Consider the following 11797-nt stretch of genomic DNA (forward strand, 5'->3'; position numbering starts at 1 on the left):
CCCGGCCCGCCAGGACCGCCCGGTCCACCGGCGCCGAACGTGCGTCCACGCCGGACCTCGCCGCCCTCACGGGGACCGTCTGGTCCGTCGTTGTCGCGCGGGGCACGCCGTCGATCCGGCCGCTCGCCACCCTCGAACGGCTGGCGCTGGTCGTCGTCACGGTCCCGGCGGGCACGCGGCGGCCCATCGTTCTTGCCGAACGGTGCGCCGCCGCCCTTGCCGAACGGCTTGCCGCCCTTGGTGAACGGCTTGCCGCCACCCTTACCGCCGCTCAGCCCGCGCTTGCCGCCCGTTCCCTTCGCCACACCGCCCCGCCCGGACGATCCTCCACCAGGACGCCCAGATCGCGAAGGCGGTCTCGAACCTCGTCCGCCAGGGCCCATTGCTTCGCCTCCCTGAGCCGCTGGCGCGTCTGCACCAACAGCTCGATAAACGGCCCGGCGTCTGCACCGTCAGCCGCGCTGTCTGGCGCATCCAGTTGCAAGCCAAGGACTCCTGCCAGCGCCTGCAGCGCGTGCTGACCGGCCTCGACCTCGCCGGCGGGAGCGCCCGCATCTCGGCGACGGTTGATCTCGCGCACCAGGTCGAAGAGGGCGGCGAGAGCTCCCGGGGTGTTGAAATCGTCGTCCATCGCTCGCTCGAACGCAGCTCGCGCGTCAGCCGCGAACGACGGCCGCGCGGCCGGCTCAGTGGCCGCGCCGCTGTAGCCGTCGAGAGCGCCGCGCAGGCGCGCCAGCGCACGCCCGGCGTTGTCCAGGGCGTCGCGGGTGTAGAGGATCGAGGAGCGGTAGTGGGTCTGGAGCAGGAACAGCCGCACGACCATCGGCTCGTAGACGTCGAGCACCTGGGCGATGGTCGTGAAGTTCTCCAGCGAGTGGGCCATCTTCTCGCTGCCGGTCGTGACCAGCCCGGCATGCGCCCAGTAGCGCACAAACGGGTGGACGCCGGTGTAGGCCTCGCTCTGGGCCAGCTCGTTCTCGTGGTGCGGGAAGATCAGGTCGCGCCCGCCGCCGTGGATGTCGATCTGATCCCCGAGGGTCTCGCGAACCATCGCCGAGCACTCGATGTGCCAGCCGGGCCGGCCATCGCCCCAGGGGCTGGGCCAGTGCGGCTCCTCGGGCTTGGCCCGCTTCCAGAGGGCGAAGTCGCGCGGATCCCGCTTGCCCGGCTCCAGGTCAACACGGACGCCCTGCAGCTGCCCCTCTTCGGTGCGGCGGGCGAGCTGCCCGTACGCCTCGAAGCGGTCCACCTGGAAGTAGACGTCACCCTCGGACTCGTAGGCGTAGCCGCGCTCGATCAGCCCCTTGACGTAGTCGACGATGGCATCCATCGAGCCGGTGACGGTCGGGTACTGGTGCGCGCGCAGGACGTTGAGGCGATCCATCACCTCGAAGTACGAGTCGGAGTAGCGCTTCGCAGCTTCGGCCGGAGTGATGCCGTCCACTTTGGCGCGGGCGATGATCTTGTCGTCCACGTCGGTGAAGTTCTGGACGTGGACGATCTCGTACCCCTTGTATTCGAGGTAGCGGCGCAGGATGTCCGCCGACACGAAGACGCGGGCGTGGCCGACGTGCGGGTGGTACTTGGGCGTCATGCCACAGACGTACATCCGCACCGGCCGGCCAGAGACCTCGAAGTCTTCCTTCTGTCCGCTCAGCGTGGACGTGATGCGCTGTGACACGATGCGTTCTCCCACCAGCAAGTACGGAATTGTACCGGGCGACGAGGCCATCCGTGGGGCGTCGGGCGTGGGGCGTACACCTCCCCACGATCTACGACCTTCGACCCACGATCCGCGTCAGCGCCGCCAGACACCCCAGGCCAGCGACAGCCAGCCGGCCAGGAACGCCGTCCCGCCGATGGGGGTGATCGCGCCGAGCCAGCGGATGTTGGTGAGCACCAGCAGGTACAGGCTGCCGCTGAAGATCAGCGTGCCGACGATGAAGAGCCAGCCGCCGACGCGGGCCGGACCAGCGGCCTTCTGCGACGCAAGGTACGCCACCACCATCAGCCCGAGGGCGTGGTACATCTGGTACCGCGCGGCGGTCTCCCAGACGACGATGCGCTCGGGCGGGACCACCCCGACGAGCGCGTGCGCGCCGAACGCGCCGGCTGCCACCGAGAGACAGGCGAGGATCGCGCCGAGGCCGAGAAAGAGGCGTTCAGAGGAGAGCATCAGGCCTGCCATCTGCCGGGAGAAGGCCCCGGCGGCCGTAGCACAAGCGCCGTCGTCGCAGAGCAGCGAGGGGAGAGCAGGGGAGCGACATGCGGGGTGAGCGCGTGCGAGGGAGGGTGTACCACCACGGATGCTACCAACCGGCCCGGGTGAACAGCCATCGTTCTGGACCGTCACGCAGGGCGATTGCATGTTGATGTCGTCGTGCCGCCGCGTCGGGGCTTGAAAGCCCCGCCTACCATCCTGCAGTCGCTGCGCGACGCTCCAGTCGCACCAGCGCCTGCCGTTCCCGGTGTCCGTCGCGCAGCGACGGTGTGACGGTAGGCGGGGACTCCAGTCCCCGACCGCCCGTTCCCTGATGCTTCGGGGACACCAATGAACATGCGATCGCCCTGATGCTGCTACCAGTGCAATCGTATGTTGAGCGCGTCGTGCGGCGGCGTCGGAGCTTGAAAGCCCCGCCTACCATCCTGCAGTCGCTCCGCGACGCCCCGGTCTCACCAGACGACGCCGTTTCCGGTGGCCGTCGCGCAGCGACTGCATGCGTGTAGGCGGGGACTTCAGTCCCCGACCGCCCGTTCCATGATGCTTCGGGGACACCAATGAACATGCAATCGCCCTGCTTCGGCCAGTCCAGGGCTGGTGAGCTATGTCCATGCGCGGCCAATGATCGCGGCCCCGTCTACTCCACGTAGCCGAGCGCTTCGAGCCGGCCCTTGATCAGCGCCTCTTCCTCGGCCGACATCCGGATCGCCGTCGAGGTCGCGCCGCTCTGGATCGCCACCAGCTGCTGCTTGAGATCCTCCAGCAGCTCCGGCCGACTCGACGCGAGATTCACCTTCTCGCGTGGGTCGGCCTCCAGGTCGTAGACCTCTTGCTCGACGGTCGGGTTGTCCGGCGCGGAGATGTACTTGTACTTGCCGGTCCGCAGCCCGATCAGCCGATTGACGTTGTCGTGCAGCATCGTCTGGAGCGCCTCGGTGACGGCCGGCCGGTCCGTCGTGTCCTCGCCGCGCATCATCGGCAGCAACGATGGCTGCAGCCCATACGGTGTCGGGTCGATGCCGACCGCGTCGAGGATGGTCGGCGCGATGTCGATGTGGCGAACCTGGGTGTCCACCTTCTTGCCGGCCGGAACGATGCCAGGCGCGCTGATGACCAGCGGCACGCGGATCAGGTAGTCGTAGACGCAGAGCTGTGCGTGCCCAGCGACCTCCTGCTGGTTCTTCTCCTGCAGCACGGCCTTCTTGCCGAGCGAGAGAATCCGCTTCTTGGTCTGCGCGGGCAGCCCCTTCGTCAGCTTGTAGCCGGCGCTCACCGCGAACTGGACCCACGGGCGCGGATCGTCAATCGCCCCCGCGATGCCCTCGCCGTGGTCGCCCGTCATCACCACGACCGTGTTCTCGGGGTCGATGGCGTTCAGGATGCGCGGCAACTGGCTGTCCAGGTACGCCACCGAGCGCTGGTACAGCTGCTTGCCGTACCGCGGGCTGGCGAAGCGGCCCTTCGCCTTGCGCGGCCAGTGCAGCTCCCACAGGTGCAGGAACATGAACCACGGCTCGCGCATGCGGCGATCCTGGAGCGTGGAGATGACCTTGCTGCCCCAGCCGGTATCCAGGTACCAGTGGCGCTCGCGGCGGTGGTACAGGTCGTACCCGCGATCCAGCCCCGTGACCGGAAACAGCGGCCCGGTGACCTCGGCGACGGTGTGGTAGCCGTGCTCGCGCAGGATCTCGGGCAAGGTCTTGACGTCTGGCTGGAGCTTGTACCCGAGCAGCGAGCGGATGCCGTGCTCGGCGGGGTAGCGGCCCGTCAGCAACGTCGCCACCGACGGCGTCGTCGTGGTGGCCGCCGTGATCATCTCGGTGAAGCTGGTCGAGCGCGCCATCAGGGCGTCGAGGTTCGGGACGTACGGGTAGCGCTCGCGATCCCAGAGGGTGTCCGCGCGCATGCAGTCGACCATCAGGAAGAGGACGTTTCGCGGCATCGTCGTGTCGTCCCCCGCCCTAGTTGTGCCGGCCGTTTGCGGCCACGCCGGCGTGCGTCGGCAGGTACCCGAGCGCTTCGAGCTTCGCCATGATGACGGCGGCGCTCTGCTCGGGCGTCTGCTGGCTCGTCTTGACCACGATCTCGGGACTGGTCGGCGGCTCGTACGGGTCCGAGACGCCCGTGAAGTTCTTGATCTCGCCGGCCAGCGCCTTCTTGTACAGTCCCTTGACGTCCCGCTGCACGAGCGTTTCGATGGGGCACTCCACGTAGACCTCGACGAAGTTCTCGGTCTTCGCGCGGACCTCGTCGCGGATCTCGCGGTACGGCGAGATGGCCGCCGCAATCGCCGCGATGCCGTTGCGGCTCAGCAACTGGCAGACGAATCCGATGCGGCGGATGTTCTCGTCGCGGTCTTCCTTGGAGAAGCCGAGACCCTTCGAGAGATGCGTCCGCACGATATCGCCGTCGAGCCGCTCGACGCGCTGGCCGCGCTCTCGGAGCTGCCGCTCGACAATCTCGGAGATGGTGGACTTACCGGCCCCCGAGAGACCCGTAAACCAGAGGGTGAAGCCTGTGCTCAAGGAGTTGCTCCCCAGGATGGCGGGCTGCTGCCGCCCGGCTGCCGTCCCACACGCATCGTGGCGGGTTCGACCAGGTGGCCGGGCCGGCAGAATCTTACCGGTTCAGACGGAAGAGTAGCCGCCGCCTATCGAATACATTGGGCGGGACCGTACCGGAACGCCGCAAGCTGGGGCAAATCGAGCGATAGCGGAGGGGTCGGCGGCGGGCGCAACGAGCTTGCGCCACTACCTCGTCATCCCGAGCAGAGCGTCCCCACGCCACTACCTCGTCATCCCGACCGAAGCGAGGCACGAGCGAAGTGGAGGGATCTTCCTCAGGCCCGGCGGAACGTCTGATGCTGGCCGAATGACGGGCTGGCAGTCCTACGCCAGCGACACCGACCGCCCGGTCTTGACCGACTCGATGGCCGCCAGCGCCATCCGCAACGACTCCCGGCCGTCCTTGCCGGTCACGGACGGTGCGTGTCCGGTCCGCGCGCACTCCACGAAGTGTGCCAGCTCGGCGGTGTAGGCGTCGCCGAACATCGGCTTGAACCAGGAGTGGTGCGGACGGCTCACGCCGCTCGGGGTGTACAGTTCGGCGGCGTCCTGCCGGCCGTCGCCCACCGCCATCATGCCGCCCGTGCCGAAGACCTCGGCCCGCACGTCGTAGCCGAACGCGCCGTTAAAGCTCACGTCGGCCGTCCCGAGCGCACTGTTCGCGAAGCGGACCGTGCAGACCGCCGTGTCGAGCGCGCCAGAGGCCGGATCGGCCCCCCAGGCAATCGAGCCGGCCATCGCCGAGACCTCGACCGGCTCGCTGCCCGCCAGCCAGCGCAGCACGTCGAAGTCGTGGATCATCGTCTCCAGGAAGATAGCGTACGGCAGCGGCCCCTCGGGGCGTGGCACGGCCGGATCACGGGTGATCGAGCGCAGCAGATGCAACTGCCCGAGCGTCCCGTCCTCGGCGGCCTGCTTCGCGCGGACAAAGCCTCGGTCGAACCGCCGCTGAAACCCGACCTGGAGAAACGTCCCCGCCGCCGCCACGGCCGCAATCGCCCGGTCGGCCTCCTCGACGGTGTGCGTCAGCGGCTTCTCGGTGAACGACGGCTTGCCGGCCTGGGCCGCCATCACGATCAGGTCGGCGTGGAAGCGCGCCGGCGTGGCGATGGCCACCGCCTGCACGTCCGGCGACGAGATCGCGGCCTGGGCGTCGCGCTCGTAACGCGTGTCGTCGAGGCCAAGCTGGTCGATCAGGCTGCGCGTCTTCGGCTCGTCCGCGTCCGCGATGACGGCCAGCCGCGCGCCCGGCAGGCGATGCGCCAGGGTCTCAGCGTGGAACGACCCCATCAATCCGGCGCCCACCAGCGCCACGTTCAGCCGTGTTGCCATGCGAGTGTCCCTCCGAAGCCGAAGCATCGTCAATGATGCCGCCGGGCGTGCCGGGCGTGTCCCGCCGGCCGCCGAGCAGACGATAGCGTGCGATGCCAACCCAGGCCAGCGCCCACGGCGCGCCCACGCCCAGGGACGCTGCTACGGCAATGGCAGGATCGGCAGGGTACCGGAAGCGCCAGACCAGCCCGTCCAGCGCGGACGCCGCCACGACCAGCAGGATGACCGTCAGGGCGGGCGCGAGCGCCGGCCGCAGCCGAGGCACCGCCAGTGCGGCCACCAGCCCGATCCCCGCCAGCCAGGAGAGGGAGGTGCGCCAGCGCCAGGGCTGAAAGAAGCTGGTCACGCCGTCCGCGCGCTCGTAGAGGTCACCCTCGGCGGGACGGTCGGGATCGAGGAGGGCGACGATGCGCGGATCCCACTTCCGATCCCAGTTGCGGGTCGTCCGCTGCCGCCAGTTGCCCAGCAGCCGCTCGTTGCGGCCCTGGAACAGCTCCCAGGCCATCTCACGGGTGGTCTGGAGGTAGTGGCCGGGCCGCTCCCAGATCTCGGAGAGGGCGAGATCGCGGAGGAGGGTGCTGGTCTGGGCCTGCGTCAGGCCCAACTCATCGCGGACTCGCTGCGTGATGGTGCCGCCGGACGGCTCGCCGCCGTTCGCCTCCTCCTGGATGATGCGGCGAGCAGCGGCGCGCGTCGGGTTCGGGTCGGGATGGGCCGGGTCGTCGTACAGGTACCCCTTGTCGTGACGGACCGTCCGCCCGATCAACGCCTGCCCCAACGCCCCCTCAGCGCCCGGCGTGCCGTGGATCGCCAGATTCCGCAGCGACCACGGAGCCATCACGAGCAGGATGCCGACAACGACCAGGAGGGCGCGTCGGAGACCGTCTCGCCAGGATGGCAGCGCCAGCAGGAACGGCAGTCCGAGCGCGACCGGCGCCGCCACCTGCCCGATGGGCCGGGTCAGGCAGGCCAGGCCCACGCCGACGCCTGCCACCACCAGCCAGCCGACGGTCGGCTGCCGCAAGGCCATCACCAGGAGCAACAGCGCCAGCGTCAGCACGAGGGTGAACAGCCCCTCGGACATCATGAAATGCTCGTAGATGATGAGCGGGCCGGAGAGCGCCACCAGCAGCCCGGCCGCCAGCCCGACCAGCCGGCCAGCCAGCGGCCATGCCACGGACTCGCCGGCCTGATTCCCGCCGCCTGGGCCAACCGCCGCCCGACCGAGCAGGTACGTCAGGCCGGCCGTGACCACGCCGAGCGCGTGCTGGACGGCCGCCAGCGTGGCGAGGTTGCCGCCGAACAGCAGGACGCCGCCGATGAAGATCGGGTAGAGCGGCGTGCGCCGAAGCTCCGGCTCGAAGCCGAGCCCGTAGGCCAGGGCGTAGCCGGGCCAGAGGTAGTCGTCGCTGTCCGGGGTCACGAAGACCGGCACACCGGCCGAGAGGAACCGCAGGCGCATCGCGCTGGCCACGCCGAGCACGACGACCAGCAGCAGAGCATCCAGCAGCAGGGCGCGCCTGCCGCTCAGCCAGCGTGCGCAGACGCCCGCCCCAGCCGACGCCCCGAGCGCGCGGCGTTCAGCCGGGGTTGCCGTAGCTGCGGCCGGCGGCACTGAGGTCACGGACGGTGCGGTCATGGCTGGACGAAACCGTATCCGCGTCCTCCGCACGGCGTCAACCTGTGAGCGGTCTGTTGCCGACCCCCGAACGGTCACCAAATGACGGGCCGGCTCTCGAAGCGCTGTGCTACCATTGGCCGGCGCTTGAGAGGCGGCAGTCGTCGCGCCAGCGCAACATGACGTCCGAAGGACCGCGCATCTCGCGGCGGTCGGTCGAGGAAGCGTCCAGCATCATGCCAGTTGCCGATCTGAGCACGCGGACCGCGATTCTCTCGCGCACCCCGGCTGACGATCCAACCGCCAACGCCATCACCATCGTCGTTCCAGCGTACAACGAAGAGCACGGCATCCGCCCGGTCGTGGACCGGCTGCGCGGCGCGATGGACGGGTTCGACTACCCCTATGAGATCCTGGTCGTGGACGACGGCTCGAAGGACCGCACGGCCGAGGAAGCGCGCAAGTCCGGCGTGCGGGTGGTTCAGCATCGCCAGAATCGCGGCTACGGCGAGGCCCTGAAGACGGGCATCCGCCACGCCCTCTACGAGCGCATCGCGATCATCGACGCGGATGGCAGCTATCCCGAGAAGGAGATCCCGCGCCTCGCCGCGATGCTCGACGACGCCGAGATGGTGGTCGGGGCGCGGACTGGCCCGAACGCGGCGATCCCGCTCATCCGACGCCCGGCCAAGAACTTCCTGCGCTGGCTGGCCAGCTTCCTGACCGGCACGCCGATCCCCGACCTGAACTCGGGGCTGCGGCTGTTCCGCCGGGCGCTCGCCATCGAGTTCTTCGACCTGCTGCCCTCGAAGTTCTCGTTCACTACGACGATCACCCTGGCCGCGCTCAACAGTGGCTACCTCGTCGAGTACGTCGAGGTCGACTACTACGCCCGCACCGGCAAGTCGAAGATCCGCCCGATCCAGGACACCTGGAACTTCTTCATGCTGATCATCCGGCTGACGCTGATCTTCCGGCCGCTGAAGGTCTACCTGCCGATCGCCATCGGCCTGTTCCTGGTGGCGGCGCTGATCGTGGCGGTTGGCTGGTTCGGCTTCGGCAAGATCTTCGACAACACGGCCCTGATCTTCCTGTTCGCGGCGTTCCAGTGCGTCGCCATCGGGCTGCTGGCCGACGTGGTCAACGTGCGTCGGAGCCGAGCGCCGGAGAAGTAGGTCAGCGGCCGAAGCCTCTCACCCCCCGACTTGGTCGGGAGGTGAGGGCTTTCCCCATCGTGAGGGCCGGCCGCTACCCTTCCTTCTCCTCGTACTGCGAGCGGATCTCCGCCAGCACCGATGGGTCGGCCAGCGTCGTCGTGTCGCCGATCACGCGGCCCTCGCCGATGTCGCGCAGCAGGCGGCGCATGATCTTGGCGCTGCGGGTCTTCGGCAGCTCGGCCGTGAAGAAGATCTTGTCCGGGCGGGCAATCGGCCCGATCTTCATCGCCACGTGCCTCTTGAGGGCGTCGGCGGCCTCGTCGCCGGGGATGTTCCCAGCCCGCAGCGTGCAGAATGCCGCGATGGCCTGCCCCTTGATGTCGTGGCTGATGCCGACCACCGCTGCCTCGGCCACCGACGGATGCGAGACCAGCGCGCTCTCGACCTCCATCGTGCCGATGCGGTGCCCGGCCACGTTGAGCACGTCGTCTACCCGGCCCAGCAGCCAGATGTAGCCGTCCTCGTCGCGCTTGGCGCCGTCGCCCGTGAAGTACCAGCCTTTGAAGCGGCTCCAGTACTGGTTGACGTACCGGTCAGGATCGCCCCAGATGGTCCGGGCCATGCCCGGCCACGGCTGCTTCAGCACCAGGTAGCCGCCGCCCACCGGGACCGTCTTGCCCTGCTCGTCCACCACGTCGGCGTCGATGCCCGGGAACGGGATCGTGGCCGAACCGGGCTTGGTCGTCGTCAGGCCCGGCAGCGGCGAGATCAGGATGTTGCCCGTCTCCGTTTGCCACCACGTATCCACCACCGGGGTGCGGTCGCCGCCGATGTGCTCGCGGTACCAGACCCAGGCCTCGGGGTTGATCGGCTCACCCACCGAGCCGAGCAGCCGCAGGCTGGACAGGTCGTGCTTCTCGGGGAACTCGGTGCCCCAGCGCATGAAGCTGCGGATCGCCGTCGGCGCGGTGTAGAGGATCGTCGCCCGGTACTTCTCGATGATGTCCCAGAAGCGATCCTTGTCAGGGTAGTCCGGGCTGCCTTCGTACATCACGCAGGTCGCGCCAGCGGAGAGCGGCCCGTAGACGATGTAGCTGTGCCCGGTGACCCAGCCGATGTCCGCCGTGCAGAAGTAGACGTCGTCGTCCTTCAGGTCGAAGACAAAGCGGGTCGTGGTGTTGTTGCCGACGAGGTAGCCGGCCGTGGTGTGGAGCATGCCCTTCGGCTTGCCTGTCGTGCCCGACGTGTACAGGATGTAGAGCGGATGCTCCGAGTCCAGCGCCTCCGGCTCGACCACCGCGTGCTTCGACTCGTCCATCAGCCGGTGCCACCAGATGTCCCGGACCGACTTCATCGGGACGTGCCGGGGATCGTCGGTGCGGTTGACGACGACGACGTGCTCGATGGTCGGGCACTCGATGACGGCCTTGTCGGCGTTGTCCTTCAACGGCACCTTGCCGCCGCGCCGCCAGCCACCATCCGCCGTGATCAGGATCTTGGCCTCACAGTCCTGGATGCGGTCTCGCAAGGACTCCGGGCTGAACCCGCCGAACACCACGGTGTGCGGCGCGCCGAGGCGCGCGCAGGCCAGCATCGCGACCACCAGCTCGGGCACCATCCCAAGGTAGATGGCGACACGGTCGCCCTTCTTGACGCCGAGCTTCTGGAGGGCCGCCGCGAACTGGTTGACCTCGCGGTAGAGATCGCCGTAGGTCAGGTTGCGGGAGTCGCCCGGCTCGCCTTCCCAGATGATGGCGACCTTGTTCTTGCGCCAGGTCTTCGTGTGCCGATCGACGCAGTTGACCGAGGCGTTGAGCTTGCCGCCGACAAACCACTTCGCCCAGGGCACGTCCCACTCGAGGACTTTCGAGTACGGCTCGATCCAGTCCAGGGCTTGCGCCTGCTCGGACCAGAACGCCTCTGGATCCTTGCGGGCGCGCTCGTAGATGGCAGGATCGTTGACGACAGCCTGCTCGACGAACGCCGCGTCCGGCGGGTAGCGGCGGTCTTCTTGCAGCAGCGCGGAGATCGCCCCCTGGCTCTCGGGAGCCGCGTCGGGCGGTGTGGACATGAGCTTCCACCCCCTCGTGGTGTGTGCCTTGATAGTCTACTCCGAGGGTCACGGATCGTCACATGCCGGCAGAGTGCCCGTCGTTTCGCCACACTGAATCCGAAGGCCTCCCCGTCACTCGCACGCTCGTTTCGCTCGGGATGACACATTTGTCGGGTGCAGCATGGCATGGTTTCAGCCGTCTCCACCATCACCCTGGTCGTCGGCTTGCCGTTCATCCGCGAAGCGAACCACGTCCGCATCTGGGACGAGGTGCACGACACCTACGGCGAGAGTGAGGCCGGCCGCGTTCCGCAGCCAGCCTGACCGCTGGCGTCGCATCTCGCACACCGCGTCAGGCCCTCACCCTGTTCCGCTCCCACTGGGAGCGGAACAGGGTGAGGGCCTTGCTGTGTCGATGCTGGCACGTTCGGCCCGCCAGTCTCGTCAGGGCGATTGCATGACGAGCACGTCCTGCGACTTCGTCGGGGACTGAAGTCCCCGCCTACCGTCACACCGTCGCTGCGCGACGGCCGTGGGGAACGGCAGGCACTGGTGCGACTGGAGCGTCGCGCAGCGACTGCAGGATGGTAGGCGGGGCTTTCAAGCCCCGACGAGGCGGCGCGACGCGCTCAACATACGATTGCACTGGTAGCAGCATCAGGGCGATCGCATGACGAGCACGTCCTGCGACCTCGTCGGGGACTGAAGTCCCCGCCTACAGTCATGCCGTCGCTGCGCGACGGCCGTCGGGAACGGCCGGCACTGGTGCGACTGGAGCGTCGCGCAGCGACTGCAGGATGGTAGGCGGGGCTTTCAAGCCCCGACGCGGCGGCACGACGACATCAACATGCA

Annotated in this window: 10 protein-coding genes; 2 read left to right on the forward strand and 8 right to left on the reverse strand. The window is 68.5% G+C overall.

Features of this window, described 5'->3' with window-relative positions; translation table 11 throughout:
* The 7 genes from IT306_22515 to IT306_22545 form a co-directional block, all read right to left on the reverse strand.
* The coding region (locus IT306_22515; protein MCC7371207.1) for a hypothetical protein at positions 1-305 on the reverse strand (305 nt) is incomplete at its 3' end.
* On the reverse strand, positions 272-1732 hold the full coding sequence (locus IT306_22520; GenBank protein ID MCC7371208.1) for a cysteine--tRNA ligase: 1461 nt from the start codon (positions 1730-1732) through the stop codon (positions 272-274). The genes IT306_22520 and IT306_22515, both read right to left, overlap by 34 nt.
* A gap of 66 nt (positions 1733-1798) precedes the next feature.
* Positions 1799-2176, reverse strand: a complete 378-nt coding sequence (locus IT306_22525; GenBank protein ID MCC7371209.1) for a DUF423 domain-containing protein — start codon at positions 2174-2176, stop codon at positions 1799-1801.
* A gap of 682 nt (positions 2177-2858) precedes the next feature.
* Positions 2859-4163: a sulfatase gene (locus IT306_22530; protein ID MCC7371210.1), complete on the reverse strand. Its 1305-nt coding sequence runs from the start codon at positions 4161-4163 to the stop codon at positions 2859-2861.
* Between the two features lie 19 nt (positions 4164-4182).
* A complete protein-coding gene (gene cysC / locus IT306_22535; protein ID MCC7371211.1) occupies positions 4183-4746 on the reverse strand; it encodes an adenylyl-sulfate kinase in 564 nt (187 codons plus the stop codon).
* A 363-nt stretch (positions 4747-5109) separates the two neighbouring features.
* Positions 5110-6117: a Gfo/Idh/MocA family oxidoreductase gene (locus IT306_22540; protein ID MCC7371212.1), complete on the reverse strand. Its 1008-nt coding sequence runs from the start codon at positions 6115-6117 to the stop codon at positions 5110-5112.
* Positions 6056-7756 carry a glycosyltransferase family 39 protein gene (locus tag IT306_22545; protein MCC7371213.1) on the reverse strand — a complete coding sequence of 567 codons (1701 nt, stop codon included), beginning with the start codon at positions 7754-7756 and terminating at the stop codon, positions 6056-6058. The genes IT306_22540 and IT306_22545 overlap by 62 nt, the downstream gene beginning before the upstream one ends.
* A gap of 158 nt (positions 7757-7914) precedes the next feature.
* Between IT306_22545 and IT306_22550 the strand changes: the two genes are divergently transcribed.
* A complete protein-coding gene (locus tag IT306_22550; protein MCC7371214.1) occupies positions 7915-8910 on the forward strand; it encodes a glycosyltransferase family 2 protein in 996 nt (331 codons plus the stop codon).
* Between the two features lie 73 nt (positions 8911-8983).
* On the opposite strand, the gene acs is transcribed toward IT306_22550, so the two are convergent.
* Positions 8984-10963 (reverse strand): acetate--CoA ligase, encoded by a 1980-nt coding sequence (gene acs, locus IT306_22555; protein MCC7371215.1) that lies wholly within the window; start codon positions 10961-10963, stop codon positions 8984-8986.
* Positions 10964-11131: 168 nt separating this feature from the next.
* On the opposite strand from acs, the gene IT306_22560 reads away from it, so the two are divergent.
* Positions 11132-11269, forward strand: a complete 138-nt coding sequence (locus IT306_22560) for a hypothetical protein (GenBank protein MCC7371216.1) — start codon at positions 11132-11134, stop codon at positions 11267-11269.
* Positions 11270-11797 lie beyond the last annotated feature (528 nt).

Source organism: Chloroflexota bacterium (assembly GCA_020850535.1).
Taxonomy (GTDB): Bacteria; Chloroflexota; UBA6077; order UBA6077; family JACCZL01; genus JADZEM01.

Excerpts from the sequence above, each read along its gene's own strand:
- IT306_22520 (MCC7371208.1), bottom strand. The coding sequence starts at position 1,732 with ATGGCCTCGTCGCCCGGTACAATTCCGTACTTGCTGGTGGGAGAACGC.
- IT306_22525 (MCC7371209.1), bottom strand. The coding sequence starts at position 2,176 with ATGCTCTCCTCTGAACGCCTCTTTCTCGGCCTCGGCGCGATCCTCGCC.
- IT306_22530 (MCC7371210.1), bottom strand. The coding sequence starts at position 4,163 with ATGCCGCGAAACGTCCTCTTCCTGATGGTCGACTGCATGCGCGCGGAC.
- IT306_22540 (MCC7371212.1), bottom strand. The coding sequence starts at position 6,117 with ATGGCAACACGGCTGAACGTGGCGCTGGTGGGCGCCGGATTGATGGGG.
- IT306_22545 (MCC7371213.1), bottom strand. The coding sequence starts at position 7,756 with ATGACCGCACCGTCCGTGACCTCAGTGCCGCCGGCCGCAGCTACGGCA.
- IT306_22550 (MCC7371214.1), top strand. The coding sequence starts at position 7,915 with ATGACGTCCGAAGGACCGCGCATCTCGCGGCGGTCGGTCGAGGAAGCG.
- acs (MCC7371215.1), bottom strand. The coding sequence starts at position 10,963 with ATGTCCACACCGCCCGACGCGGCTCCCGAGAGCCAGGGGGCGATCTCC.
- IT306_22560 (MCC7371216.1), top strand. The coding sequence starts at position 11,132 with ATGGTTTCAGCCGTCTCCACCATCACCCTGGTCGTCGGCTTGCCGTTC.